Annotated in this window: 28 protein-coding genes and 1 pseudogene; 14 read left to right on the top strand and 15 right to left on the bottom strand. The window is 41.1% G+C overall.

The features are described 5' to 3' along the window. Positions 1-7: 7 nt before the first annotated feature. Entirely contained in the window at positions 8-136 is a 129-nt protein-coding gene (gene cydS / locus DCC39_RS19645) for a cytochrome bd oxidase small subunit CydS (protein WP_276309919.1), read from the top strand. A gap of 154 nt (positions 137-290) precedes the next feature. On the opposite strand, the gene DCC39_RS12660 is transcribed toward cydS, so the two are convergent. From DCC39_RS12660 to DCC39_RS12650, 3 genes are read right to left on the bottom strand one after another with little or no spacing between them, the layout of a single operon-like run. Then, positions 291-674 carry a DUF4870 domain-containing protein gene (locus DCC39_RS12660; protein WP_116555270.1) on the bottom strand — a complete coding sequence of 128 codons (384 nt, stop codon included), beginning with the start codon at positions 672-674 and terminating at the stop codon, positions 291-293. Between the two features lie 53 nt (positions 675-727). Beyond that, positions 728-1609: a zinc metalloprotease HtpX gene (gene htpX, locus DCC39_RS12655; RefSeq protein ID WP_116555269.1), complete on the bottom strand. Its 882-nt coding sequence runs from the start codon at positions 1607-1609 to the stop codon at positions 728-730. A 15-nt stretch (positions 1610-1624) separates the two neighbouring features. Continuing rightward, on the bottom strand, positions 1625-2173 hold the full coding sequence (locus tag DCC39_RS12650) for a LemA family protein (RefSeq protein ID WP_165820866.1): 549 nt from the start codon (positions 2171-2173) through the stop codon (positions 1625-1627). Positions 2174-2317: 144 nt separating this feature from the next. Here DCC39_RS12650 and DCC39_RS12645 point away from each other — a divergent pair, with 144 nt between their 5' ends. Beyond that, on the top strand, positions 2318-2674 hold the full coding sequence (locus DCC39_RS12645) for a SpoIIAA family protein (protein ID WP_116555268.1): 357 nt from the start codon (positions 2318-2320) through the stop codon (positions 2672-2674). Positions 2675-2772: 98 nt separating this feature from the next. Next, the gene (locus DCC39_RS19470) at positions 2773-3816 is read left to right on the top strand and encodes a TlpA disulfide reductase family protein (protein ID WP_240613637.1); all 1044 of its coding nucleotides are present in this window, start codon (positions 2773-2775) and stop codon (positions 3814-3816) included. A 37-nt stretch (positions 3817-3853) separates the two neighbouring features. On the opposite strand, the gene DCC39_RS12635 is transcribed toward DCC39_RS19470, so the two are convergent. Further along, positions 3854-4402 carry a coiled-coil domain-containing protein gene (locus DCC39_RS12635; protein WP_116555267.1) on the bottom strand — a complete coding sequence of 183 codons (549 nt, stop codon included), beginning with the start codon at positions 4400-4402 and terminating at the stop codon, positions 3854-3856. Between the two features lie 157 nt (positions 4403-4559). On the opposite strand from DCC39_RS12635, the gene DCC39_RS12630 reads away from it, so the two are divergent. Beyond that, positions 4560-5006, top strand: a complete 447-nt coding sequence (locus DCC39_RS12630; RefSeq protein WP_116555266.1) for a MarR family winged helix-turn-helix transcriptional regulator — start codon at positions 4560-4562, stop codon at positions 5004-5006. Between the two features lie 3 nt (positions 5007-5009). Further along, entirely contained in the window at positions 5010-7688 is a 2679-nt protein-coding gene (locus tag DCC39_RS12625) for an MMPL family transporter (protein ID WP_116555265.1), read from the top strand. A 263-nt stretch (positions 7689-7951) separates the two neighbouring features. Here the strand turns inward: DCC39_RS12625 and DCC39_RS12620 are convergent, their stop codons facing one another. Then, positions 7952-8278, bottom strand: coding sequence for a four-helix bundle copper-binding protein (locus DCC39_RS12620; RefSeq protein ID WP_116555264.1), 327 nt, complete (start codon positions 8276-8278; stop codon positions 7952-7954). 200 nt (positions 8279-8478) lie between these two features. Here DCC39_RS12620 and DCC39_RS12615 point away from each other — a divergent pair, with 200 nt between their 5' ends. The 3 genes and pseudogenes from DCC39_RS12615 (at position 8479) to DCC39_RS12605 (ending at position 10943) form a co-directional block, all read left to right on the top strand. Continuing rightward, on the top strand, positions 8479-9747 hold the full coding sequence (locus tag DCC39_RS12615) for a flagellin N-terminal helical domain-containing protein (RefSeq protein WP_116555263.1): 1269 nt from the start codon (positions 8479-8481) through the stop codon (positions 9745-9747). A 349-nt stretch (positions 9748-10096) separates the two neighbouring features. After that, positions 10097-10210: pseudogene (locus DCC39_RS12610) on the top strand (flagellin); the annotation flags it as partial. Between the two features lie 445 nt (positions 10211-10655). Then, the gene (locus DCC39_RS12605; RefSeq protein ID WP_116555262.1) at positions 10656-10943 is read left to right on the top strand and encodes a hypothetical protein; all 288 of its coding nucleotides are present in this window, start codon (positions 10656-10658) and stop codon (positions 10941-10943) included. A gap of 80 nt (positions 10944-11023) precedes the next feature. On the opposite strand, the gene DCC39_RS12600 is transcribed toward DCC39_RS12605, so the two are convergent. Beyond that, positions 11024-11275 carry a hypothetical protein gene (locus DCC39_RS12600; protein WP_116555261.1) on the bottom strand — a complete coding sequence of 84 codons (252 nt, stop codon included), beginning with the start codon at positions 11273-11275 and terminating at the stop codon, positions 11024-11026. Between the two features lie 323 nt (positions 11276-11598). Between DCC39_RS12600 and DCC39_RS12595 the strand changes: the two genes are divergently transcribed. The 3 genes from DCC39_RS12595 to DCC39_RS12585 all read left to right on the top strand — a co-directional run bounded on the left by DCC39_RS12595 (position 11599) and on the right by DCC39_RS12585 (position 14549). Further along, on the top strand, positions 11599-12480 hold the full coding sequence (locus tag DCC39_RS12595) for a HipA domain-containing protein (protein WP_116555260.1): 882 nt from the start codon (positions 11599-11601) through the stop codon (positions 12478-12480). Next, positions 12473-13219 (top strand): HIRAN domain-containing protein, encoded by a 747-nt coding sequence (locus DCC39_RS12590; RefSeq protein ID WP_116555259.1) that lies wholly within the window; start codon positions 12473-12475, stop codon positions 13217-13219. Before DCC39_RS12595 ends, DCC39_RS12590 begins: the two co-directional genes overlap by 8 nt. 814 nt (positions 13220-14033) lie before the next feature. Next, positions 14034-14549: a hypothetical protein gene (locus DCC39_RS12585; RefSeq protein ID WP_116555258.1), complete on the top strand. Its 516-nt coding sequence runs from the start codon at positions 14034-14036 to the stop codon at positions 14547-14549. A gap of 143 nt (positions 14550-14692) precedes the next feature. Here the strand turns inward: DCC39_RS12585 and DCC39_RS12580 are convergent, their stop codons facing one another. The 6 genes from DCC39_RS12580 to DCC39_RS12555 all read right to left on the bottom strand — a co-directional run bounded on the left by DCC39_RS12580 (position 14693) and on the right by DCC39_RS12555 (position 19630). Continuing rightward, entirely contained in the window at positions 14693-15433 is a 741-nt protein-coding gene (locus tag DCC39_RS12580) for an ABC transporter permease (RefSeq protein ID WP_116555257.1), read from the bottom strand. A gap of 15 nt (positions 15434-15448) precedes the next feature. Next, positions 15449-16336 carry an ABC transporter ATP-binding protein gene (locus DCC39_RS12575; RefSeq protein ID WP_116555256.1) on the bottom strand — a complete coding sequence of 296 codons (888 nt, stop codon included), beginning with the start codon at positions 16334-16336 and terminating at the stop codon, positions 15449-15451. A gap of 42 nt (positions 16337-16378) precedes the next feature. Beyond that, positions 16379-16789 carry a DUF3021 domain-containing protein gene (locus DCC39_RS12570; RefSeq protein ID WP_116555255.1) on the bottom strand — a complete coding sequence of 137 codons (411 nt, stop codon included), beginning with the start codon at positions 16787-16789 and terminating at the stop codon, positions 16379-16381. Further along, positions 16786-17244: a LytTR family DNA-binding domain-containing protein gene (locus DCC39_RS12565; protein WP_116555254.1), complete on the bottom strand. Its 459-nt coding sequence runs from the start codon at positions 17242-17244 to the stop codon at positions 16786-16788. The genes DCC39_RS12570 and DCC39_RS12565 overlap by 4 nt, the downstream gene beginning before the upstream one ends. 314 nt (positions 17245-17558) lie before the next feature. Continuing rightward, complete coding sequence (locus DCC39_RS12560) at positions 17559-17945, bottom strand: ectoine synthase (RefSeq protein ID WP_116555253.1); 387 nt, start codon at positions 17943-17945, stop codon at positions 17559-17561. A 257-nt stretch (positions 17946-18202) separates the two neighbouring features. Beyond that, entirely contained in the window at positions 18203-19630 is a 1428-nt protein-coding gene (locus DCC39_RS12555; protein ID WP_116555252.1) for an aldehyde dehydrogenase family protein, read from the bottom strand. 134 nt (positions 19631-19764) lie between these two features. On the opposite strand from DCC39_RS12555, the gene DCC39_RS12550 reads away from it, so the two are divergent. Further along, positions 19765-20898 (top strand): CAP domain-containing protein, encoded by a 1134-nt coding sequence (locus DCC39_RS12550; RefSeq protein WP_338066560.1) that lies wholly within the window; start codon positions 19765-19767, stop codon positions 20896-20898. A 36-nt stretch (positions 20899-20934) separates the two neighbouring features. Here the strand turns inward: DCC39_RS12550 and DCC39_RS12545 are convergent, their stop codons facing one another. Further along, positions 20935-21762 (bottom strand): squalene/phytoene synthase family protein, encoded by an 828-nt coding sequence (locus tag DCC39_RS12545; protein ID WP_116555251.1) that lies wholly within the window; start codon positions 21760-21762, stop codon positions 20935-20937. Between the two features lie 130 nt (positions 21763-21892). On the opposite strand from DCC39_RS12545, the gene DCC39_RS12540 reads away from it, so the two are divergent. Then, a complete protein-coding gene (locus tag DCC39_RS12540; protein WP_116555250.1) occupies positions 21893-22240 on the top strand; it encodes a hypothetical protein in 348 nt (115 codons plus the stop codon). A gap of 40 nt (positions 22241-22280) precedes the next feature. Beyond that, the gene (locus DCC39_RS12535; RefSeq protein WP_116555301.1) at positions 22281-23360 is read left to right on the top strand and encodes a quinone-dependent dihydroorotate dehydrogenase; all 1080 of its coding nucleotides are present in this window, start codon (positions 22281-22283) and stop codon (positions 23358-23360) included. A gap of 36 nt (positions 23361-23396) precedes the next feature. On the opposite strand, the gene DCC39_RS12530 is transcribed toward DCC39_RS12535, so the two are convergent. Both DCC39_RS12530 and DCC39_RS12525 read right to left on the bottom strand, forming a co-directional pair. After that, positions 23397-23957: a DUF3267 domain-containing protein gene (locus DCC39_RS12530; protein WP_116555249.1), complete on the bottom strand. Its 561-nt coding sequence runs from the start codon at positions 23955-23957 to the stop codon at positions 23397-23399. 66 nt (positions 23958-24023) lie between these two features. Beyond that, positions 24024-25436: a LysM peptidoglycan-binding domain-containing protein gene (locus tag DCC39_RS12525; RefSeq protein ID WP_116555248.1), complete on the bottom strand. Its 1413-nt coding sequence runs from the start codon at positions 25434-25436 to the stop codon at positions 24024-24026. Between the last annotated feature and the right edge of the window lie 62 nt (positions 25437-25498).

Raw genomic sequence — 25498 nt, 5'->3', positions numbered from 1 at the left:
ATTTTACATGCAAAACTTCTTGGTGTTTTATGCCCCGTTTCTTGTTTTAATTGGATCACTTGTGTTCGCGTTTTGCGCAGCATTAAAAGATGAACCTGTTCAAAAAAATGCTGATCAATCATCAATTTCGAAATGAAGGAGCAATTTTGGGAAAGCTGCATGGCGGAATTGGTAGCCAATTGAAATTCAGAACACTCATTTTGTAAAGAAGCAACCGCCTTTCGATATTCAATCAGTGAGGCGGTTACTTTCGTTACGTAACAAATAGCGGATGCAATAAGTGAGCAGGGTTACGTATTCGTTTTGCCATTAAAACTTTCCAATAAAGTATCCGCGATATCGCTTGCAATGGGAATCCGAATGCGTTCATGATGGTAAGCTTTGGCCATAAGAACGATCCATAGTACGAAACCTAGGAAAGAGACAAGCATGCTAAGAAGCCATCCAACAAAAGGAACAAAGCCAAGGACAAAGCCTGCAATCCAAAGCGAGACGAAAACAACGATGGATTGCATCGCATGAAATTTGACAAACCGGCTATCTTTTTCCAAAATCGTGAAAATAATACCTGTAATAAAAGTCCCTAAATAACAGAGCAGCCCGGCGATATTTTCTTCCAAACCGGTTGAGGATTTATGATTATTCGGGGGAAACACCTCATTCTTATCTTCCATATGCACCTTCCTTTCTGTGAAATTAGGAATACCTGTCTTTGTTTGCTACCAGATTACATCTTTTCCAACCGTTCAATTCGGCTTTCAATCGGTGGGTGTGTGGCAAATAAGCTGCTTTTTCTTCTTTTTTTCTTAAACGGATTTGAAATATACATGGCTGCCGTTGCGTCTTTGGCCTGTTTCACTTCTTCCGGGCTTTGGCTGATTTTTAGTAACGCGTTTTTTAAGCCTGTCGGGTTTCGTGTAAATTCAACAGCCGAGGCATCTGCCAAATATTCGCGGTTTCGTGACACCGCAAAATGGACAAATTGCGCAGCAAGCGGAGCTAAAATAATCAAGATTAAGGCAATGATTAGTAATGCAGGATGCGTTTTCTGGTTCCGGCTTCTGCCGCCGCGGAAATACAGCATGCGTGAACCGAAATCGGCAATGATGGCAATGACTCCGACAAGTGCAATGCAAATCGTCATAAGCCGGATGTCGTAATTGCGGATATGTGCCAGTTCATGGGCCGCGACGCCAGCCAATTCTTCTCTGTTCAGCCTATCCAGCAACCCTGTCGTGAAGGCAACACTGCCATTTTCAGGCTTTGTCCCTGTCGCGAAGGCGTTTGGCGCCGGATCATCCACAATATAGATTTTTGGCATCGGAACGTTGGCTGCTATGGACAACTCTTCGACGATATTAAACAGCATCGGGTTGTCTTCTTTTTTAATTTCCTTTGCGCCGGACATGCTTAGCACCTGGGAATTCGCCGTCATGTATGTCGTCGGAAGATAGAAAGCCAGAATGACCAATGTAATAATAAGCCCGGAATAATAGTCGCCATTGAGTAAGTAGCCTACACCCCATCCAAGTGCGGTTACAGTCAAACTGAATAGAAGCATGAGCCAGATCGTTTTTCGTTTATTTTGTTCAATCTGTTTATAGAGCATCGTATGTCACCTTAATTAGAAAGAAACTTGTGGAACTTCACGCTCTTCTTCAGGAATGGACAGCTGTTCATGTGGCTGGAATCCGAGCATTCCTGCAATAAGTACGGTAGGAAAAGTTTCCCGTTTAATATTGTACTGCGCAACCGTTTTATTATAGAGCTGCCTTGAGTAGGCAATTTTGTTTTCGGTTGATGTCAATTCCTCTTGCAACTTCAAAAAGTTTTGGTTCGCTTTTAAATCCGGATACGCCTCTTTTAACGCAAAAAGGGATCGAAGCGCGCCTTGCAGCTGGTTATCGGCTTCAATACGTTCCTGCGGGCTTCCTGAAACAAGTTGGTTCCTCGCCTGGATGACTTTTTCCAGCGTCTCTTTTTCGTGTGAGGCATAGCCTTTCACCGTTTCAACCAAATTTGGAATCAAATCGTGCCGGCGTTTTAATTGAACGTCAATTTGGCTCCACGCTTCTTTGATCCAGTTGCGCAATTTCACAAGTGAATTGTAAGAAGCAATGAAAAAAATAACTAAAAGTACAACAATGGCAATCAATACAATCGCTAAAATCATACGCCCTCTCCTTTACAACCTTATTCATTTATATTATTACATTAACATATTAAACTTTGAATTTGGGTATTCTGAATGTTTCAAATGAAGAAAAGAAGGGAATTTTTGCTACATAGGATTATATTCCAAAAGAGGAGGATGGTTATGTTATCTTTTCTCCCTAGCAAAGATGAGAAAACCATTGCGATACAATTTGAGGGCAAAGCAACGAAAGAAGACGCGGAGAATTTGGATAATAAAGTGGAGGAGCTGTTCCGCTCAGAAGAACCGTTTAATATTTTGGCGATATTGTATGAGGTGGAAGGCTCGACAGTCAAAGGAATGATGGAAGGCATTAAATTTGATGCGAAGCGGTGGAAGCAGTTGCAAAAGCTGGCTGTCGTAAGTGACAGAGAATGGGTTGCACGAATGACGAACATAGGCAAATATTTGCCTGGCATCCAGTCGAAGCATTTTGAGAAAGATGAACTTGAACAGGCATGGGAATGGATTAAAGAATAAAATAAGATTTATCCATCGAAAGGGCTGCTTAAAGTCCTTTCGTTTCTTTATGCTTTCTTAACAAAATGGCGTTATGATAGAAGAAGAGGTGAGTTGCAGTGGGAGATGCGTGGGTTATCGGGCCGTTAATTATCCAACAGAAATGGGCAATCTATATGATTACGATCATCATGACGTATATTATTTTGCGAATCGCAGTAAAAATAAAAGCAGTCGAACTTTCAATTCTTGATCTTTTATGGAATGCTTTCTTCCTATTTTTAGTCGTGTATAAGCTAAGCTATTCGCTGTTTCACCCAATGGCAGTTGTAAAAAATCCTCTTTCCCAACTGTATTTTACGGGTGGAGGAAAAGGTGCCATTCTCGGTTTACTTGCAGCTTTTGCTTATTTTTACTATAAGAGCAGACGTGATACTCTTTCATTTCGCCAACTTATTGAGTTTGCGGTGGCAGCAGTCGTGTCGGCTGTGGGGATTAATCAAGGCTTGGCTGCGCTTTTTGCTTGGCCTTATTCTAATGTTCTCTTTTATCAGAGCGCATTTGCACTTATTCTTTTATTCTGTTGGTTTTTTAACTTGAAAAAATTAATGCCATACATACTTTTAATTGGGTTGATTGGCTGGGGCATTTATGATTTTTCGAGCGAATCAGCTAAAACGCCAATAGAGAATGAAATGGAAACAAATGGTTCTTCAACCAAAGAAGAACAAGGAGTTGCAGTTGGATTGAATAAAGGCAACCTTGCGCCAAATTTCACACTTCAAACATTGCAAGGTGAAACAGTAACATTATCTGATTTTCGAGGAAACAATGCCATTCTTAACTTTTGGGCGTCATGGTGCCCGCCATGCCGTGCGGAAATGCCGGATATGCAGAGGTATTACGATAAAAATAAAGATGAAAATTTCACGATTTTAGCGGTGAATATGACAGCGACCGAAAGCAGTCAAAAAGGGGTCAATCAATTTATCGAAAAATTGGGCGTTACTTTTCCTGTTGTACTTGACATCAATAATGAAGCAACAGATACTTACCAAATTATGGCGTATCCAACAAGCTATTTCGTAGATAAAAACGGTTTAATCCAATACAAAGTTATCGGTGCGATGAATGAGGATATGATGAAAAGACAAGGAAATTGATGAAGTCATTTTAACAGCGTGCATCATTTTTAGTGGCTTATTGCTTTTTCAATCGGTAGATTTCTAAATCAAGCTGTGCGGTCTTTTGGAAGTTATACGCAATATCAGTTTCAAGGTGGCCAAGGGTATGTTGAACTTCTTTAAAACGTTGCGTCATTTCAGTTCTAGTTCCCTGTTGTCCTGTCATAATAATTTGGAGAGCCGTTTTCGTTTCAGTTCGGAAATCTTTTAATTCAGTTTCAAGATTACCCACATCGACGGTTAATTTCTTTTGTCCTTTCTCTATGTTGCCGACACGCTTGGCCAGTTCTGTTTGCCCTTTTTCCATATTGCCTACACGCTTGGTCAGTTCTGTTTGTCCATTTTCAATATTGCTCACACGTTTGGTTAATTCCTTTTGCCCGTTTTCAATATTGCTCATACGATTCTCAATACTGCTTACACGCTCGCTTAGTTCTTTTTGCTCGTTTTCAATATTGCCTACACGCTCTGTTAACTCTTTTTGCCCCGTTTCAATATGTTCTAAACGGCGGTTGACATTCTGGAGTTCTTTTAAGATTAAGTCAAATGGCTGTTGGCCTGACATTGGTTATTCTCCTTTCATTAATTAATTGAGAAAATTGTCAATTCATCGTATTGCTTCCATTTTATCATTGTTTGTCCAGATAACAAGGGATAAAAATATGCATTGACACAAAAACGTTTACCCCCTAAACTGTTAATTAGTTTAGGGGGTAAACCAATTGAAAGAAAAACTGAAAGAAGCCATCGATTTGTTTGAAGAGGTTATGATCTACGGAACAGAACGAGTCATGAAATCGATGGATCTCCCGCTTTGGCAAGAATATTCGCCAGAACAAATCCAAGTGCTGAAAATTCTTTCTGCCCATGGAAAGGCGACGAGTGCGCAGCTTGCTGATTTTCAAGGTGTCCATAAAAGCGCCATTTCAAACCGGATTAAAAAGCTTGAAGAAAAAGGCTTAATCAGCTTGGAATCTGATGAACACGATCGCCGTTCAAAGGTGATTAGCCTTACAGAGCAAGGAAAGCAAGTTGTTCAAATTTCAGATGAAGCCATCTATCAAAGTATCGAAAAATTATTTTTAGGAAAAGTAGATGAAAAAGAATTAGACGAATTCCTTTTCATTTTTCAAAAACTGAAAGACATTTTGAAATTAAAGGGGATGTAGCGGTTGAGGTTTATTTTAAAATTCAAGTGGATCATCGTTTTTGCGCTCATTTCACTTTCAATCGGATTATTTTTCAGTTCGCCGGATTTAACAAAACAGGCGGAGGAAGCGGGAACATTCCAGCTTCCGGATGATGCGGCTTCATCGAAAGCAGCAGATATTCTGGAGAAAGCTGGTGCGGCGGAAGAGACGCTGTCACTCGTTTATCCGTTAAAAAAAGAAGTCGACGCTCCGTTAAAGAAAGAAATAACGGCTACGGCTAAGAAGATAAAAGCGCTTGGTGAGCCTGTGGCGGACGTGCTTGAACCGTTTGAAAGCGAAGAAATGGAAGAACAGCTCGTTTCAGAAGATCGGAAGACAGTGCTCGTTCCCATTACAGTCAACGGCTCAGATGACGAGATTGTCGACTTGGCCGACAAAATCCGCTCAGAAATTTTACCGGAAAATGAAACAGTCTATTTAACGGGAGAAGCCTTAATTAACCATGATGTGAATGTTAGCGCACAGGAAGGGCTAAAACGGACAGAAGTGATTACGGTCATTCTTATATTCGCGCTCTTGCTTCTCGTTTTCCGGTCGCTCGTCACACCATTCATTCCTCTCATCGCTGTAGGGATCACATATCTTCTTAGCCAATCGATCGTCGCGTATTTCATTGATTGGTTCGGCTTTCCGGTATCAAATTACACGCAAATTTTTCTCGTCGCCGTGTTATTCGGGATTGGGACAGATTACTGCATTTTGCTGTTAAGCCGGTACAAGGAAGAACTGCTCGCTGGGCATGAAGTGGAAGATGCCATCGTCAACACATACAAAACAGCGGGCCGGACCCTCGCCATAAGCGGGCTGGCGGTATTTATCGGCTTTGCAGCGATTGGTTTTGCTGACTTTCCTATTTTTAAATCGGCGGTCGGTGTCGCAGTTGGTATTGCCGTTCTGATTGTTGTGCTATTTACAGTGCTTCCGTTTTTCATGGCAATGTTAAAAGATAAATTGTTTTGGCCTTCCAAAAAAGCGGCATCACACCAAGACAGCAAGATTTGGATTGCTTTCAGTAAAGTGTCCGTCATGAGGCCGCTCCTTTCAATCCTAATTGTCGCTGTTATTGCAATCCCGCTTTTGTTCACGTATGATAACGATTTATCGTACAACACAGTGGACGAAATCGGCAAAGGCTATGAATCTGTGAAAGGGCTTGACGCCATCTCGGCTGGTTTTGGGGAAGGGGATTCACTTCCTGTTCAAGTCATTTTGAAAAAAGACAAAGCAATGGTGAATGAGAAAGATGTTCCTTATCTCGAAGGAATCAGCCGTGAAATTGAAAAAGTCGAAGGTGTGAAGCAAGTAAGGACAATTACACGTCCGGCTGGCGAGATGATCGAGGACTTATACATCGATCATCAACTAGGATTGATGGCAGACGGCCTTCGTGATGCGAACGAAGGTCTTTCAGAAGTGCAAAAAGGCCTCGAACAAGTGCAAAATGGATTAAATAACGCTGCATCAAGCCTTCCTTCAGGATCCCAAGCTTCATCAGGCGGGACACAATTAAAACAGGCAGCAGCGGGAATCGGGCAAATTAATGAACAAATCGGCTCCATATCCGGCGGCTTACAGCAAGGCATGCCTGCCCAGCAAGCGGTTGGGGGACTCGAAGCGCTTCGTCCAGAATTAGGAAAAATCAGCCAAGGCATCAACCAAGCTGCAGGACAAATTGAAAGCCAAGGCGGGCAAGTCGGAAGCTTGAGCTCAGGGTTAGGTTCCCTTTCATCAGGTGTCGACGAATCGAACAAAGGGCTTGGCGAAATCAGCGAAGGCTTGGAAGAGATCGCCTCTACAATGGAAGAGATGAGCCATTCGAAAGGGATTCGGGACACAGGCATTTTTATTCCAGAAGGCACATTGAAAGAAAAAGACTTTGAGCCTGTGATTGAACGGTACACTTTTGGCAAGGAAACGGGGATTTTGTTTGAAGTTATCCTTGAAGACAACCCGTATTCTTCTGAAGCCATCGATACCGTAAAACTTATTGAAGAAAGCGTTGAACGTGCTGTTATTGGAACCCCGTTTGAAGATGCGGAATTAGCATACAGCGGTGTAGCAAGCATGAATGCCGATCTTCAGGACATTTCGTCGAACGACTTTACGCGTACAGTAACGATTATGCTCATCAGCCTCTTTCTCGTCTTGGCGATTTTGTTCCGTTCGATCATCATGCCGCTTTATATGATTGGATCGCTTGCGCTCACGTATTTTACATCAGTATCCGTCGCGGAGCTTATTTTCGTAAATTGGCTTGGCTATGACGGCATAACCTGGGCCATGCCATTCTTCGGATATGTCATGTTGATTGCGCTTGGTGTAGATTATTCCATCTTCCTCCTTGACCGATTCAGGGAAGAAAGCCTGAACGGCTTGGATGTGCAAGAGGCTCTCACCGTTTCGATGGCGAAAATGGGAACCGTTATTATAACTGCAGCGATCATTCTCGCCGGAACATTTGGCGCGATGATTCCTTCAGGAGTTTTAAGCCTTATTCAAATTGCGACCATTGTTATCACTGGATTGCTTTTGTACGGCATTATCATTTTGCCGCTCTTGATTCCGGCAATTACAGTGTCATTTGGAAATGGCGTTTGGTGGCCGTTTAAATCGGTAGTTCAAAAAGTGCGGGAAAAATAACTGTCGAATTTCTTTGTCAGCTTCGTTCTTGCGGTACTCACGTAATTGAAAGGAGTTATGCACCTGCGTCTACGAGCATTGCTCCGAAGCGTGCTTCCTCGGTGCAACTCGCAGCGGGTCATAGTTGTGTTGCTCGTCGCTGCGTTCTTCAGAACTTTGCTTCCTCGAACTTCTCGGTTCTTTTTTTCCTCCTTTTTGAACTTTCATTGAAAAATATAAAAGAAGCGTTCATTCCTTCAATTGGAGTGAACGCTTTCTGTATGTTAAGCAGCCATTTTTCGGCAGGCCTCTGCACATTTGAAGCACGCTTCTGCACAACGCTGGCAATGTTCGTGGTCATGCTTTTTGCATTCCTCGCCGCACGCTTCGCAAATTGTCGCGCATAGCTCACAGATTTGCTTTGCGAAAGGGCTGTTTGACTGCATCGCCTTCACAGCAAACGCGCACATATCCGCACATTCGCGATCAAGGCGAATGCACTCCGCCATCATTTTCACATCTTCTTCACTCAAGCACGCGTCAAAGCAATGATTGCACGCTTCCGTGCATTCAAGGCAAGCTTTGATGCATTCTTCATAAGTTGCGTTCATTGAAAAAACCTCCTTTTTTTCGTTGGTTGTACCCTTCCCTTTGGAATTTTTATCGAAACATGATAGAAGATTAAAAAACAATTAAACTATTTCAATCAACTGCCGATATAAAAAGTGAGCAGGGAAATCAAGAAGATTCTACCGCTCAACAGTCACACAAGGACGTGGGCTAAAAACAACTATATGGAGGTAGAAAAGGAATGATTATCAATCACAACATTTCAGCACTTAACACACATCGTCAGTTAACTGCTAACAACAATGCGGTATCAAGTTCACTAGAAAAACTTTCTTCTGGACTAAAGATTAACCGTGCAGGAGATGACGCAGCTGGACTTGCGATCTCTGAGAAAATGCGTGGGCAAATTAGAGGTCTAGAAATGGCTTCCAAGAACGCACAAGATGGTATCAGCTTGATACAAACTGCAGAAGGAGCACTTAACGAAACTCATGCAATCCTTCAAAGAATGCGTGAACTTTCTGTACAAGCATCAAACGATACGAATACAGCATCTGATAGAGATGAAATTCAAAAGGAAATTAGTCAACTTATTGAAGAGATTGATAGAATTGCCAACACTACTGAATTTAACACCAAAAATTTATTAAATGGTGCAAGTGGTTTAAGTGTAGGAGATGGTACACAAATTGGTTTGGCAAGTGCTGGTCCTAACACTAAACAAGGTACTTATAATGTAAATGCAAACGATGCAACCTTAGCTACTCATGCTGCTACTGAAACTGCAACTGGTGCGACTGCATCCGCAACGGTTGTAGGTGCAGGAACGTTAACAATTAACGGGATAGATATTGCTGTAGCAAGTACGGATACTTATCAAGATTTAGCGGATAAAATTAACGCAAGTGTTTCTGGAGTTGTGGCTGATTTTGAAGGTGAAGATAGTACTTTCCGTATTCGTAGTGCAGATGTAGGAGGTTCAGCTAGCTTAAAAGTTGCTGAGAGTGCTGACATAATTGCGGGAGTAGATTATACTGGTGACAATGCGTTAGAAACATCAGGTACTAATGCATCAGGTCTAACAACAAGTAATTTCGGCACTGGCGCAAGCTTAACTTATGATGGAAACAAAGTTACTGTTCATGGCGGTGACGCTGATGGTCTATCATTCGAACTTAGAGATAATACTGCAGCCACCACTATTACAGTGAATGGATCATTGAATTTCCATATTGGAGCAAACGAAGGTCAATCTATGAGCGTAAGTATTAATGCAATGGATGCAACCAATTTGGGAGTAAAGGGAATTGATGTAACTACGACTACAGGTGCTGAAAAAGCAATCACTGTAATTCAAAACGCAATTGATTCAGTTTCTGCTGAACGTGCTAAACTTGGAGCAGTACAAAACCGTTTAGATCATACAATTAATAACTTAGGTGCTTCAGCAGAAAACTTAACAGCTGCAGAATCACGTATTCGTGACGTTGATCATACCGAAGCTGCTTAAAGCAGTATGAGGTATAGTCGTCCTAACTGGTAACGGTTAGTGATTATGATCGGGTGAATTGCTGGAACCCCCTTAGAGCTTGTCTTACCACAACGAAGTCGGAAACGACAATCGTGAAGGTTTGAAAAAAGATGAGATTGGGCAATCAGCAGCCAAGCGCCTGTGGCGAAAGCCTGGCGAAGGTTCAACGACTAGGATATACCATCTAAAAGCTTTTAGCTCAAGATGATGAAATCCATAGGTGAACAAGGAAGTCGCAAACCCTTGGAATCCGAAGTGCCCGACCCCTACTAGATTGCTAGAGGGTGAAGATATAGTCTAGTCACTTGTGAAAGCAAATGTTCGCACGATGGCGAAAGAGATGATGGAGTTCACGAAGAACAACATCCTAACTCAAGCGGCACAAGCAATGTTAGCTCAAGCACAACAAAGCCCTCAAGGAGTATTACAACTTCTAAGGTAATGTTGTGAACGGGCGTCTAATCTGGTAACAGGTTAGAACATAACTGGGTGAATTGCTGGAACATCCTAAAGTGTCTTGTACCACAACGAAACTGGAAACGGTAAACGTGACGGTTTGAAAAACAAGACAATGAAACAATGGACAATCAGCAGCGAAGCTCCTGTAGAGAAATCTTGGAGAACGTTCAACGACTAGAATGTACTACCTAACGCGAAAAGCTACGGTAATGAGATTCGTAGGGTGATGAAAATCATTCGAAGTGCCCAGCCCCTATCAAACATATAGGGTGAAGATATAGTCTATTCTATGATCGAAAGACATAGCGGCAAAGCAAGCCAACCAAACTCCACAAGGCGTACTACAACTTCTTCGTTAATATTACATTTGAATGGGACTCTAGCTTTGCTAGGGTCTCTTTTGAATTTATTGAAAGTGAGGAAAAGAGATGGAAGAAAGGGTAAAGGTTATTCCATTATTCTTGGAAGGCGATACGTATAAGGTGAATATCGTAGTTTCTAATATAACAGAAAATGTTATGATTAATGGGACATGTAGAAATTCATATGTAGTCAGTATTCCGGAGTGGAGATGGTCGGTTGAAACAGGGGCATCTTTATGTCATGAATCTTATTGGCAAGATAATTTAAGAGACAATATAGATTATGCATTAGAAAAATATATTCCTGAAATATCTAAAAAACTTTCCAACATCAATATGAAAAAGATTTTTTAATCGAGATTTTTAGTGGCAATTCTGAAATTTAAAGATATTATTAAAACTTTTAAGGCTTGTTCTGTCCATTCCAACTTCATTTATAATTTACCTTGCTGAATCATTTCAATGACTTTTTCTGATGTGTAAGTTTTTCCATCCAATATGTCCTTTTTTGCTTGAAGTAATTTTTGTTTTAAATCCAGGTCGTATTCGATATCTTCTGAAACTGTTGTTTCCGGTTCTTCAATTAAAGAAAAGTGATACTTCTTTCCGTCTATTTCAATGACTGTTTCTCCATCGCTGATAATTTCTTTCATAACTTTTGCGATATTTCCGTCAAATTTTTTCATAAAAGCAGCCTCCTTATCCGAATGATGGCATTTTGGTCAGTCTCCACTACATTCAATTTCAACATTAATAGCCAATGATCCTTAATCAGGGTCAATGGCTGTTTTATTATGCATTCATTCAGTATTGGAAGTGAATGACCTTTGTATATTGAGACATTCGCACAATGGTTACAATACGAAAGAAAAATCAAATTCAAGGGTGGAATAATTGTTGAACTAATGAGCTTCCATATCTGTAGAATCGAGTGCATAAGTAAAGACTATATGTTTATTTCACTTTATATGATAACCTTAACATAAGTATCTTAAAAGGGACGGTAATCATGTTGAAGGATGTTAGTGATTGGGAACACATTGGTTACGGTGGTAAAAGTACGCTGGAAAAGGAAGAACTCAAGTCCCCAAATCAATTGAAATATTTAATTAAATATCCAAGAAAGGTTAAAGTTGGTGTTTCTTGGGAAGATATTACTGAATTTGTTGCAGCTCAAATCGGCACGATTTTCGGCTTAGAAATGATGAAGGTTGAAATCGTAATTAGAAATGGAAGAAGAGGTTGTTTGCTTCGGAATTTTGTCGATGAATTCGGAGCGAAAATGTATGAAGAGGGCGGTGTCCTTTTAACAAGTTTAGTTGAAGGATATAATGAATTACAAGAGTCCCGTTTAAAAAATATCGATCTTATTGACGCTGGATTTCAAATGATTAGCAAGCTTGAGTATTGGGCAACTATTAAAGAGCAGTTCCTTAATATGCTGGTTTTTGATATTCTTATTGGCAATCAAGATCGACATCCTTTTAACTGGTTAATTTTATATTTTGATACAGAAGTAAAATTTTCACCAATATATGATAATGGTGCTTCACTTGGCTTTCGATTTGAAGATGAAAAACTAATGGAAATGGTTTCAGATGTTGCAAAGCTGAATAAATATGTAAGAAATACAAAAGTAAAAGCTGGATTGTTTGAAAGAAAATATGTAAAAGCAAGGGATTTACTGGCATATATTCAAATTCATTATTCTAATGAATTAGCGAATAGTGTAAAAAGACTGAAGAATTTTGACTTGGATAGATATAAACAGTTCATTCAATCGCTTGAATTATTAAGTGAGGTACAAAAGAATTGGTTAAAGCTTATAGTACCATATCGAAGGGAAAAAATTTTGGAGTGGATTCAAAAGGAGGGAGAATGTTATGAGTGAGGTTAAAACACTTCTTGTTGTTTGGCAAGATGAAAATAGTCGCCTTTTTTATCATATAGGAACACTTTCCCATTATGATGATCACTATGAATTTGTTTATACATCAACACAATTTGGTAAACGAAAGCTAGGGGACGCTATAGAGCGTGGTTATATGATTCATCCAGCATTTCCAAAAATAGATAAAGTATATCGCTCAAAAACACTATTTCCAGCATTTGACCGGCGTATCCCATCGTCTGATCGTTCGGACTTCCATGCTATTTTGACTGATTTGGGATTAAATGAAAGTGCAAGTAAAATGGATATACTTCAAGCAACACGTGGACGATTAGCCAGTGATACGTACTCATTTGAACAGCCTCTTCGACTTGAAAAAGATGGAAAATTACATTCCAGCTTTTTTATTCATGGAATGCGCCATCAACATTTACCTGATGGATGGGCATCCAGGATAAATGAGAATAGTTCATTGAAGTTAATACAAGAACCAACAAACGATTATGATCCAAATGCAGTGGCTATTTACACAACGGGCGGAATAAAACTTGGCTATGTTCCTAACTTTTATAGTCAAGCAATCTTTTCCTTAATAGATAATGGTGCGTCACCTTTAGTTCGTGTCGTCTATTTAAACGAAAAGTCTCATTCGCACTGGTGGGTCAAAGTAGACTTTGAGTGTGAGGTACCTTTAGAACAAGGAATACAATCGGTTGAATTGGTTTCTGTTATGCAATAAAAGAAAGAAGTAGTGGCGAGATAATGATTAATTATTCACTATTTTAAAGCGTTAGATTAAAGTACATTTCTGTAGGATTGGATATAAACAAGTACTACTTTAAGGTTAGTTTTGATAGGAGTTCTTACAATTGTTGTGGTCGTCAAACACAGAAAAAAGTAACCGCCCAGCCGCGACCAACGGATAATGGGTAGTTACTTTTTCTGTAAATACTTAGATTTCTTGGTCAGCCGCTCTTGTTGCGGCATGTAGTTGCGCGACCGAGTGTTACAGCACTCGGTTCTTTTTTATCTTTATGTTATTCTAATGAAATTATACCCTGAACCCTTAGAATCTTCAAGAGTTAGAGATGAAATGCCATTCATAAAGGGTTAGAACGATTACTTCGAGTTTTTAGAATGCGAATGCTATGGTCGTCACTTTTGTTGTATATTGAAGGGTTTTTCCAAAACGGTTTTTAAACCTTTTACATTTCATTTTACTGTTGAAAGGATTATATAATCATTTACAAGGTCTTTCAATAATTTTAAGGATTAACACTCTCATGTGTCAATATAAATCATGATAAATGTCATCCTCACTATTATCCCAAACCACACCACCATCTCTAACAATAAATGTACAGTATTCCAATTAATGCTAAAATGAGGGCAGCAACGTTATAAGCAGGATGGGCGGTTGGCCATCTCCCAAAGAAGGGAGGTGGTAAAAATGACGGCATATAAAGCAATGATGGCGGCACTCGCTTCAAACTTAGTTTTGATAGGATTGCCAGTCATTAAGCTACAATTTTTTTATGGGAGGGGGATTCGGAATGATTAAGAAGTACAGCATGAGAGACACTTTAGACATTGCCGATGCTGCAGCGAAGGATATTGAGCAATGGTTAAAAACATTTGAGGAAACGATTGATGTCATGAATGTTGAGAACGATGAAGATTACCAACTGAAAGATATTGACCTATTGTGGATAAAGCAGAATCGAGACGGCAGCAAAAGGACAATAACGATTGAAGTAAAAGGCGATCGTTATTACAGAACAGGAAACTATTTCTTGGAGACAATCAGCAATAAAAAGAAAAATACGCCTGGATGTTTTATGTATACCGAAGCGGACTATGTTTTTTATTATTTTGTGGATGAAAAAGAGCTCCATGTCCTCCCGATGCCGAGAACGAGGGATTGGTTTATTAGAAATCTCCATCACTTCAAGGAAAGGGAGACTTCAACACCTGTCGGGGATGGGCATTATATTACTGTCGGGCGGCTGGTTAATCGAAACGAGTTGCAAAAACATGTCCAAGGGGCAAGAGTGTTAAAGCTGCCGTAACAATCCGGGTCGAGCCGTTTTCAGGCGGAAAGACGAGACCGGAATATATTGTTTCAAGTGATGCGGTTATACAAGCAAAATAAACAAACAACAGCTGTTCCTTTGTTCGATGATCCTGACAAAGGAACAGCTTTTTTACATGCTTAGCTCTTTGAAGTACGCAAAAATTTCCGGTAGCCGGCAAATGCCAAGGCGAAGCCTAGCAATGTATAAGCTAGCAGGATGAGCAATGCTACGCCAATGTTTACTCCACTTGATTGTTCCGAGACGGTAGACAGAAGAGCTTGATGTGTCCAATATTGGGGTAAAAATTTGCCGATCGTTTGAATGATGCCAGGCAATATTTCGTAAGGCATCCATAGGCCGCCAAGAATGGCACCTGCAAAGGCGATGATTTGCGTCATAACGATGCCGGTGTTTTCTGTTTTTGAGAAAACAGCAATCGCCAAACCCCAGGAGGTAACCATCACTGCAAGCAGGACGACGATAAGAAAGTAGAGAAATGGTTGAACAATCGTCATGTCATAGGCAATGATTCCGACAGCGGCTAATACAGCAATCTGTCCAATGACAATGGCAACGAATGGAAGCCATTTTCCTATGAAGTACCCGCCGGGCGTTAATGGGGTGCTGGCAAGGCGTGCGACGAATCCTCTTTCTCGGTCTTTCACGAAGCTGATCGTCATGGAAATGATAATAAATATCGAAAAAAAGACGCTAAAGCCTGTGATAATTTGATTGGCTACCGCTGTTTTATCTGGTGCATTTGAACTGAAAATTGCCATAAATCCAACAATAAAAATGATGGGTAAAAGCAGTGTCCAAAATAATAATGATTTGTCCTGCAACTGCTTTTTCGTTTCAATTTCTGCTACAGCCCACATTATTTTCACCTCTCCTTATGAAGCGTTATCGCGTAAAGCCGTTCCGGTTAATGAAAAGAAAACATCTTCCAATCGGGGTTGCATTAATGAGAGTTGAACTGGGATGATGTTTTGCTTTTTACAGCGTGTGGCAAGGTCAGCCAATGTTTCGAGCGGATTTGGCGTAGCTAGGATCCATCCGCCGTCTTTATGTTGAACGGTCTGCTCCGTGCCAAGCCAAGCTCGAGGAATATCGCCTTTAATAAATACCTCTGGTTTCGCATAGCGGCTGAGCAGTTCGGTTACGCTCCCTTGTTCAATCAACTTGCCATTGTCAATAAATGCGACATGATCGCAAAGGGTTTCGATTTCTTCCATATAATGGCTGGCGTAAATGATCGTTTTTCCTTGTTTTTTTAATGAGTGAATAAGTTGAAAAATATGCCTTCGGGATTGTGGATCGACACCGACTGTCGGCTCATCCATGATAACGATATCCGGTTCATGCAGAAGGGCGCAGCCAATATTGAGGCGCCGTTTCATTCCGCCGGAAAAAGTTTTTACCTTTGATTTTGCGCGGTCTGTTAATCCAATTTCATCGAAGACCGCTTTTACCCTGTGGGCAAGTTTTTGTCCTTTTAACCCGTAAATTTTTCCGTAAAAATTGATGTTCGCGAAAGCTGATAATGTTTCTTCCAAACATATATCTTGTGGCACGTAGCCAAGGGAAGTGTTCTTTTTCGAAAAATTTAGCGAGCCATTGTAATCTTTCACAATACCTGCCAATATTTTCATCAAGGTTGATTTTCCGGCACCGTTTGGGCCGACCAAACCGTAACAAACGCCGTCCGGGATCGACAGATCAATTGATTGCAATGCTTGAATTTTGCCGTACACTTTACTGACATTTTTTATTGTAATCATTCTTCATAGCACCTTCTTTCAATTCTGATTTCTGGCTTCTAACTAAATATGCTTCAGCTCATCGTTCAATTTCTTGAGAAGATTTTTGAAGTAAAGATAGAAACAGGTCCAGATGATCGCATATATGATAATAAACAAACCGATTCCAAATAGTACACTTTTTACATTGAAAGGAATCCATCCAATGGACGTCGCTAAAATAAAATAAGGAATAATTGTTGTGAAAAAATGGAGCCCTGTTTGCTGCGGTAAAGTTAGATTATGATTTTCAAAGTAAAGCGGTGAAACGGTGAAGAGCCACCCGCAAAAAATCGCACCTGCTGAATTTTTCATAAAAACGCCGCTGTCCAGCGTTTCATAGCCTCCAAAATAAATGGCTAAAAAGGTGATGACAATCGAAATAAATGCACCGAAAAAGATGCCAATCATGCTTCTGAATAAAAAGGTTTTCATTCGCCTTTCCTCCTGGTCATTTTCAATGTTTCTTTGATTTTGCCGACATAGTTCCGGGAGACATATTCTTTCGCACCGGATTTGAAGTAGACGCAAAGCGTTCCGTTGAATGAGGCTTCGAAATGGCTAAGTTCGTAAAGGTTTGCGATCACGGATTTTGACAGCCGGATAAATCGGTTTGGCGGCAGGATTTTTTCAAGTTCATACAATCTTTCTTTCACTTTAAATTCTCCGTCCGCTGTTACCGCAAGAACAGAATCGTCTCCGGAATAGAAGAAGTGAATCTCATTCGGTTTTAAAATATGCTGCATTTCTCCGCTTCTTCCAACGATGAACCTTGTTTCTTTTTCTTTTAAAAAATCTAGAATTTCTTTGATTGTGTCATCAACTTCACTACAGTGAATGGTAATCTTTGTTTCCTTGTAGGCAGGGTCGATATCGAGTGATATTTTCAATGCTTTCCCCCTCTGAGTTCGTCATACTGACCTCATTATATGTGCTATTGAGATTAAAGTCTGCATGGTTGAGATGAATCGTTGTTTTTTGAGAGCAACATACATTTAAAAGGCGGTCAAATGCTTGAAAATTAAGAAGGCAAGCAAATGGCTGAGTAAAATATATGAACAGAACCTGTAAACGAGAGGAAATCAAAAGAAGCAAAGGTGGGGAGTAAGAACGTGTAGGGATGGCGTTTTTATTTGTGGGGGATATTGAAAAAGAAAAAAACCCGAGCCATTACAACGATGGATCGAGTTTCGGACTAAAGTGATTAATCAAGATCAGCGGGATACACGCCATTTTCGTCGTGGATTTCGCGGCCGCTTAGCGGTGGGTTAAATACACAAATCATTCTCGCATCCTCGATGCCGCGCAGCAAGTGCTCATCATGTTTGTCTAGTGCATAAAGCGTATTGGCCTTAATCGTATGTACTTTGTTATCGCTAAGTGTCACAACTTCTGCATGTCCTTCGATGCAGTAAACGGCTTCAAGATGATTTTTATAGTGAATATGTGTTTCCGTTCCTGCACGGATCATCGTTTCATTGACAGAAAAGCCCATGCCATCCTTTTTTGTTAAGAGACGATAGCTTTCCCAGTTGCCCCCATCGACATGATGCTCCGTTCCCCTGACTTCTTCAAGTTTTACGACTTTCATTTGCTTCAGCTCCTTTTTTTATAATGGTAAGGAACGGATGGATAAATCACAACAAGCATGAAACAGGATATCACCTAAAATAAGTGTGTGGCATACGGCATATAAAGCAGGTGTCTACCTTTTCTTAAAATGGCTCCCCTAAGCTCCCCTAAGCTCCTCTAAGCTCCGAATCAAAAAAGAAGCACAGGCCCCACCGCAGGCGGAGCTGTGCTTCTTTTTAAAAGTTAGAAAAGTATAAATTTGTTTCTTTGTTCCATTTATGACGGCACACCGACGACTGCTTTCACTTCCAAATATTCTTCAATTCCGTACTCGCCCCACTCACGGCCGATGCCGGATTGTTTATAGCCGCCGAACGGTGCAGAAAAGTCTGAGGCGCCGCTGTTAATTGTGATCCTGCCTGCGCGAATGGAAGAAGCGACCTTTTGTACCGTTTCTTCGTCTTCTCCAACGACATAACCTGCCAATCCGTAAATCGTATCATTGGCGATTTCGATGGCTTCATCTAAGTTATCATAAGCGATGATTGACATGACAGGCCCGAAGATTTCTTCTTGGGCAATAACCATATCATTTTTTACATCGGTAAAAACAGTCGGTTTCACGTAGTATCCTTTTTCGAAGCCTTCAGGCTTTCCGGTTCCACCGGCAACGAGTGTTGCCCCTTCTTCCATGCCTTTTTCAATATAGCCTTGCACACGTTTGTATTGTTTTTCGGAAATAAGCGGTCCTAGGGCGCTTTTGGCATCTTGTGGGTTACCAACAGGATAATGAGGCAAAATTTCTTTCACGGCTTCAACGAACTCATCAAGTTTTGATTTTGGAACGAGTGTCCGGGAAGCCAATGTACACACTTGGCCTGAATTAAAAATAACATTCGAAACGGCAATTTTTGCTGCTTTTTTCATGTCGTAGTCATCAAGAATGATCATTGGTGACTTTCCGCCAAGTTCGAGTGCCACTTTCTTGATTGTTTTTGCTGCATTTTCGGTTACCTTTTGGCCGACGGCACCGGATCCTGTGAATGAAACAAAGTCAATATCAGGATGGGAACTGATCCCGTTTCCGACGACTTCTCCTGTACCATTGACAAGGTTAAAGACGCCTTTTGGTAAGCCGGCGGCTTCGAAGATTTCAGCAAGAATAATGGCAGCAAACGGCGTCATTTCTGACGGTTTCAACACAACCGTACATCCGGCCGCAAAAGCACTTGCGAGTTTTGTAGATGTCTGGTTTGTCGGGAAATTCCACGGCGTAATGAGCCCGCTCACACCAATTGGCTCTTTGCGTATGACCGTATTCCCGCGTTTTTCTGTAAACTCGAAACTTTCAAGGTCTTTTGCCGCTTGGCGGAAATGAGCCAAGCCCATATTGTAATGTGCTTTTTCGCTTAATGTAAGTGGGGCGCCCAGCTCTTGTGTAATTGTTTCAACGATATCCTCTTTACGTTTCTCATATTCATCTGCAATCCGGTTTAACAGCTGAATCCGTTCTTCTTTTGTCGTTTCGGAAAATGAAGGAAAAGCAGCCCGGGCCGCTGCAACGGCTTTATCTAAATCCTCTTTTGTCCCGTCGCTGATTCGTCCGATGACTTCTTCAGTTGCTGGATTAATGACATCAATCGTCTTTGAACCAGTTGACTCAACCCATTCACCGTTAATAAAATGTTTTAAGCAGTCACGCATAAGCAATACCCCTCTCATATAAAATAATTCTTTCTCCACTCATTTTACCACTGTTCTGAATTTAATGTCATTAAGAAAACATTTTGTTCATTATACTAAAATTTGCTACAATCATGCTATCCGGCGGGACAGGAGTGTCTTTTTTGCTAAAAATACGAAGTATCTTTGTTTTATTGCTGATTGGCGGTGTATGGTATGTTTATGGCGAAAATTTCAAGCTTTCCGATTTTCAAAGCATTTATGAAGAAATTCATTCAGACGTAAACCAAATCATAGAAAATCCTGAAGTGCAAGCTACGGTTGTTACGGTAGGGGAACAAGTCCAGCGATGGTTTGATGAATTGAAAGGGAAGCTGGAAGATAACATAGAGACGCAGCCAAAGGCGAAAAAGCCGGATCTTGAAGAGCCTTCCAAGCAATCGTTTTCTGTTCATAATATTGAAATTGGCGACAGCCGCTCAGAAGTTGAGAAGCAGGCCGGTTCAGCAAAGCGCGCTTCGTTAAATGAATACGGAGTGGAATGGGTTGCATACCACGACAACTACCAAAACTTTTTCATGGCGGCTTATAATGAGGAAAATAAAGTAGCTGGTTTATACACAAACCAAGACTTGCTGGCATCGACATTGGATATCACTTTCAAAAGTTCTCGGGAATCCGTTCGCGCAACGGCTAGCGAGCCGCTCGAAAGCATACAAAAAGGGCTTGTCTCTTATAAAGTACAAAACGACCAAGAATACGATACATTTTTAATTGACAATAATTATGTCACAATCTTTTATGATAAGCATGAAGACAACAGAGTGACAGCAATCCAAATTATAAGCGGTGAACTCGAACAGCAAAAAGAAAAATTCTTTACAGATCCGAGCCCCGAGCTAAAAGAAGGCTTTGAATACCAATTATTCGATCTTACGAATGCTGCTAGAGTGAATCACGGCCTGTCTGTTCTTGATTGGGATGAATCAGTACGGGAAACAGCACGCGGCCATAGTAAAGATATGGCTGGAAACCATTACTTTAGCCATACAAATCTTGAAGGGCAATCTCCTTTTGATAGAATGGCGGAAGATGGCATTGCTTTCAGTATGGCTGGAGAAAATCTTGCAATGGGACAAGTAAGCAGCATTTTTGCCCATGAAGGTTTAATGAACTCTCCCGGCCACCGTGAAAATATATTGCAAAAAAATTATGAACGGCTTGGCGTCGGTGTCGCATTTAACGAAAAATCACAGCCGTTTTATACTGAAAATTTTCTAAAAAAGTAGAGCGGACAACATTTTCAACGTTGTCCGCTCTATTTGCTATGCATTGACCTCAATTTTTACTTGCTCGACGATTTCATGCACTTCATCCCGCGACATTTTTTCCTTGCCTTTCGATAGGGCGTTTAATGTGCTATGGGCGAGGCTGAGGGGGATTTTGCAAAATAAAAGAATGCGCCGATCTTTAATGTCTTTAATATAGTTATCAGCTTTCTCCAGGTTTTGTCTTGCATATTGAAACATATCTTCACGGCTCCAGCCTTCTGGAATAAAATTCACGCCACGTTCGCTGTCTTCGTCTTGATTGCGCAGCATATTAACAGCTTGGAGGCCTCTTCCAAATGCTATCGCTAATTCTTGATCAGTGTTCGTGTTATCATACCACTTCCACAAGTCAGATAACATACATCCGACCAATCCAGCAACATAATACGTATATTCATCCAAATCTGCTTTTGTTTTGATTAGAAAGTCCAGGTTAACCCACTTTGCCATCCCTTCTGCCATTTCACTTGTGGAACTCTTTACCTTTGATACGATTTCTGACGGACAAAGGCGAAGCCAGTCCCCGAGGCGTTGTGTGACGTCAGGAAGGACAGTGCGGTAAGGGCGAATCAATGAGGCGTATGCTTCTTCATCAAACGGTTTTTTTAATAGCTGGCTGATCGATAATAGCAGCTGATGTTTTGCTTCGCCTTCAAGCGATTCATGATCTTCGATTTCATCAATCGCCCGCATACATAAATAAGCAGAAGCGACGGTATGTTTCAGGTTGGATTTCAAACAGTTTATTGGTATAAAAAAGGTGCGGCTCGTTTCTTTTAACATTTTCATCGATTCTTTTTGCAAATCGCTTACTTTACTCATTTTTCTCCTCCTTATGAAGTCCGCACTTCAAATAGGCTCGTTATACTTTATTCTACCATAAAAGAGAGGAATTATTTTGTTTAAATAGAAAAACTGGTAAGATTAGAAAGGGACGAAGGGGGAGTGTCGTTTGAATAAGGTTGTGTACTGGATCATATGGGGCTTCGCGGCAATTTCTGTCAATGTTTTTGTCATTCCTTTTGCGACAGTGACAACGGAAGACAGCTTGCTGCCTGTTCTATTAATTATCCTTTTGTGCAATTTAATTACTGTCCAATTGTTTGTAGCAGCATTAAGAGAAAATACACAACGATTTATCATTGGCATCGTCATCGCTTCGGTGTTGGTGCTATCTCTATTTTTCGTTTTCCAAAAAATAATGATTCAGCTTGCCATTATTCTTCTGATTATTAGCCTACTTGCAGGTGCGATTTTATTTATAGTTGAAGTGTTCAGCAAAGCTTGGCAGAACAATTGATGCATTTATTGTAAAAAGGAAAAGAAAGGATTGGGTTGCGATTTATCAATTAATGAAAAAGTTTTTATTTAAACTTGATCCAGAAGAAATCCATGAGCGTACGGTTGCAGCGTTAAAGCTTGCTGAAAAAACGGGTGGGTTGGGGCTGCTTCGATCCGTGTACCAAGTCAGCGATCCAAGCCTAGAATCAAATTATTGGGGACTCTGTTTTCCAAATCCAGTCGGCCTTGCGGCAGGTTTTGATAAAAATGCAGGGGTGTATCGTGGGCTTGCAGCGATTGGATTCGGGTTTGTTGAAGTGGGAACCATTACCCCGGTCGGCCAGCCTGGGAACGAAAAACCGCGCTTATTCCGGCTCGTTGAAGATAAGGCGATCATTAATCGAATGGGGTTTAACAATCATGGGGCTGATGAAGCGGCAAAAAATTTAGCTGAATATCAGCGTGCAAACGTGCCCATCGGCGTAAATATCGGCAAAAATAAAGGAACGCCAAATGAAGAGGCATCAAGCGATTATGAAAAATGCCTGGAAAAATTGTACGCTTACGGCCATTATTTTGTTATCAATGTCAGTTCACCGAATACGCCCAACTTGCGCGATTTGCAGGGAACGGAAGAGTTGAGGCAATTAATTAAAGGCATTCAAAAAAAGAAAACTGAACTGGAGCAAAGTGGAGCAAAGGCGAAGCCGATTTTATTAAAAGTAGCGCCTGACATGGCAGATGAACAGATGCATGACATTGTCCATCTGGCGGTTGCCGAAGGGTTGTCCGGCATCATTGCAACAAATACAACATTATCGCGCGAAGGGTTAATAAATTCTAATAAAAAAGAAGCGGGAGGTCTTAGCGGAAGGCCATTGACGGAGGCATCAACAGCTTGGATAAAAGAGATTTACCAAGAAGTAGGGAGCCGCGTCCCAATCATCGGTGTTGGCGGGATCTTCAATGGGGATGACGCCTATGAAAAAATTCGCGCAGGTGCAAGCCTTGTCCAAGTGTATACCGGGATGATTTACGAAGGCCCAGGCATTATGAAAGCGATAAATAAACGTTTAATCCAATTGCTGAAGCAAGATGGCTTTACAAATATTCGTGAAGCCGTTGGGGTGGATCATTAAGAAGGAAGCGGAGCAATCGCTTCCTTCTTCTATTAATTAAACGCCATCCGGTTTTTCATAAAATACATAGAGCTGCGGCTTCTCCAAATCATCGATAATATAAGCATCATTTTTTACTTTTCTGAGCTGGTTATACATCGAAAAATCGCCCGCAGCGCCGCCAATTAGGAATGCGGATACGACAATGAGCACACCGTTGTTAAGCCAAATGCCAATGATAAAAGGCAAGAGGCCTGTCACCCAAAATGGGAGGAGAAGCGCTTTTTTCATTGCGTGATTTTGAATCATTTTTTTCGTTCCGGCGTAGGCGACACCCAGTTCGCGGTTAATGCCGTAAACAAGGTCGTTCCAGCTAGCCTTTCCCCACATCATAAAGCCGAGTAAATGGCAACACTCGTGAAGGATAATGCCGGCGATATACAAAACAATAAATAAGAGAAAATTAGTCAAGGTTATTTTAAAGATGCTTTCTGTATGGATCATTGATGCAATGATGGCGCCAAAAAAAATGGCAAGAACAGAAACGACGAGCACTAAAATGTGCATTTTTTTCATTTCGAATGTAATCGTTTTATCGGGATCGCGTGGCAAATCCATTGAAGAGTCTCCTTTTTCAAATCTTATTCCATTATATCAATCCCGTATTTATTGTGTATACAGCTTCTAACGTAATTTTTGTATCCGAAAATTATCATAAAGCAATTGCCAATTTTGCGGGAAGGGATAGCCAAGAACCCAATAGCTAATCCCGCGTAGGCCATAGTCTTTGACTAAATTAAACTTCGCCTGGGCGCTGCGGGCATCCTCAAACCAAACTTCATGTGTACGGCCTTGGCTGTCTACATACCGATAAAATGGCGTTTGGGATGTTTCATCAAATTGGATCGTTGCACGATGTTCGTTCGCACGGCGGATTGCCTCCTGCATATCAAATGTTTCCGCTTCTCTTCCTTGAACATGGGGAAGAAGCCAATCACGGGCATAGAGCTGGAAGCCCATCAAGATTTTATTTCTTGGAATAACAGTGACTGCATAATCAAGGACGCGCTTGATTTGGTTCAGTGGTGAAATGGCTTGCGGAGGCCCAAGGCGATAGCCCCATTCATATGTCATTAAAATGACGAAATCAGCGATTCGGCCGTGTGCGGGATAATCATGGGCTTCATACAAAAGCCCCTTTTGCTCTCCGCTCGTTTTCGGAGCAAGGGCTGTTGAGAGAAAGTAGCCTTCTTGGTCCATGCGTGATCTAGCACGTTGAAGAAATTGATTGTAAAGCTCACGATCAGATGGAAGGACGTTTTCAAAATCAATATTTAAGCCGCGGTAACCCTTTCTTTTCATTGTATTTACAATGTTCGTTAGTAATGTATTTTTCAAATCTGTGCTTGAGAGGATTGTATGAGCTAGCTTTGAACCAGGATCTCTTGCGGTGAAATTTGTGATACACATCATTGGAATGACTTGCGCGGCTTGAGCGGCTTGAATCGTTGCGGCATCGTCCAAATCGCCAAGTGTGCCGTCTTCTTTAAAGCTGTAGCCAAAAGGGCAAACGTAAGTTAAAAACTGGCCAACTTCACGTACTTCATTGCCTCCGGCTGCTCCAAAATGAATGGTATACGCATTAACATCGATCGTTTGTTTAGGAAAAGGAATGACCAAATTTGTCCCGGGATAAATAAGATTTGGATTTTGAAGGTTATTGGCTTGAATGATTTGATCAACTGTGATGCCGAAACGTTGCGCGATCGACCATAACTGATCGCCGGGCTGTACCGTATAGATTCGGGGAGGTATCACAATAACCATGCCCGGATAAATCCTTTCCGGATTAGATATTTGGTTCGCTTGTATGATGGACTGGATCGGCACACCATAGCGCTGTGCAATTTGCCATAATGCCTCGCCAGAACGAACCGTATGTTGGATGGCGAAAGAAGGGATAAGAATGGATTGCCCGATTAACAATTGATTAGGATCGGGGAGTTGATTAATGGCAATCAGCTGTGAAAGATTAACGCGGTATTGCTGTGCGATCTGCCATAATGTTTCCCCTCTATTGACTACGTGAATCAGCATGTTAGACCTCCCGAAAATAATTGTCGTATAAAACTATATGCCGTTAAAGCAAACATAAAACT

The sequence above is a fragment of the Pueribacillus theae genome (genome assembly GCF_003097615.1).
GTDB classification, from domain to species: Bacteria; Bacillota; Bacilli; order Bacillales; family UBA6769; genus Pueribacillus; species Pueribacillus theae.
This window is presented reverse-complemented; position numbering and strand designations above follow the sequence as displayed.

Excerpts from the sequence above, each read along its gene's own strand:
- cydS (WP_276309919.1), top strand. The coding sequence starts at position 8 with ATGCAAAACTTCTTGGTGTTTTATGCCCCGTTTCTTGTTTTAATTGGA.
- DCC39_RS12660 (WP_116555270.1), bottom strand. The coding sequence starts at position 674 with ATGGAAGATAAGAATGAGGTGTTTCCCCCGAATAATCATAAATCCTCA.
- htpX (WP_116555269.1), bottom strand. The coding sequence starts at position 1,609 with ATGCTCTATAAACAGATTGAACAAAATAAACGAAAAACGATCTGGCTC.
- DCC39_RS12650 (WP_165820866.1), bottom strand. The coding sequence starts at position 2,173 with ATGATTTTAGCGATTGTATTGATTGCCATTGTTGTACTTTTAGTTATT.
- DCC39_RS12645 (WP_116555268.1), top strand. The coding sequence starts at position 2,318 with ATGTTATCTTTTCTCCCTAGCAAAGATGAGAAAACCATTGCGATACAA.
- DCC39_RS12635 (WP_116555267.1), bottom strand. The coding sequence starts at position 4,402 with ATGTCAGGCCAACAGCCATTTGACTTAATCTTAAAAGAACTCCAGAAT.
- DCC39_RS12620 (WP_116555264.1), bottom strand. The coding sequence starts at position 8,278 with ATGAACGCAACTTATGAAGAATGCATCAAAGCTTGCCTTGAATGCACG.
- DCC39_RS12615 (WP_116555263.1), top strand. The coding sequence starts at position 8,479 with ATGATTATCAATCACAACATTTCAGCACTTAACACACATCGTCAGTTA.
- DCC39_RS12605 (WP_116555262.1), top strand. The coding sequence starts at position 10,656 with ATGGAAGAAAGGGTAAAGGTTATTCCATTATTCTTGGAAGGCGATACG.
- DCC39_RS12600 (WP_116555261.1), bottom strand. The coding sequence starts at position 11,275 with ATGAAAAAATTTGACGGAAATATCGCAAAAGTTATGAAAGAAATTATC.
- DCC39_RS12595 (WP_116555260.1), top strand. The coding sequence starts at position 11,599 with ATGTTGAAGGATGTTAGTGATTGGGAACACATTGGTTACGGTGGTAAA.
- DCC39_RS12590 (WP_116555259.1), top strand. The coding sequence starts at position 12,473 with ATGAGTGAGGTTAAAACACTTCTTGTTGTTTGGCAAGATGAAAATAGT.
- DCC39_RS12585 (WP_116555258.1), top strand. The coding sequence starts at position 14,034 with ATGATTAAGAAGTACAGCATGAGAGACACTTTAGACATTGCCGATGCT.
- DCC39_RS12580 (WP_116555257.1), bottom strand. The coding sequence starts at position 15,433 with ATGTGGGCTGTAGCAGAAATTGAAACGAAAAAGCAGTTGCAGGACAAA.
- DCC39_RS12575 (WP_116555256.1), bottom strand. The coding sequence starts at position 16,336 with ATGATTACAATAAAAAATGTCAGTAAAGTGTACGGCAAAATTCAAGCA.
- DCC39_RS12570 (WP_116555255.1), bottom strand. The coding sequence starts at position 16,789 with ATGAAAACCTTTTTATTCAGAAGCATGATTGGCATCTTTTTCGGTGCA.
- DCC39_RS12560 (WP_116555253.1), bottom strand. The coding sequence starts at position 17,945 with ATGAAAGTCGTAAAACTTGAAGAAGTCAGGGGAACGGAGCATCATGTC.
- DCC39_RS12555 (WP_116555252.1), bottom strand. The coding sequence starts at position 19,630 with ATGCGTGACTGCTTAAAACATTTTATTAACGGTGAATGGGTTGAGTCA.
- DCC39_RS12545 (WP_116555251.1), bottom strand. The coding sequence starts at position 21,762 with ATGAGTAAAGTAAGCGATTTGCAAAAAGAATCGATGAAAATGTTAAAA.
- DCC39_RS12530 (WP_116555249.1), bottom strand. The coding sequence starts at position 23,957 with ATGGATTTGCCACGCGATCCCGATAAAACGATTACATTCGAAATGAAA.
- DCC39_RS12525 (WP_116555248.1), bottom strand. The coding sequence starts at position 25,436 with ATGCTGATTCACGTAGTCAATAGAGGGGAAACATTATGGCAGATCGCA.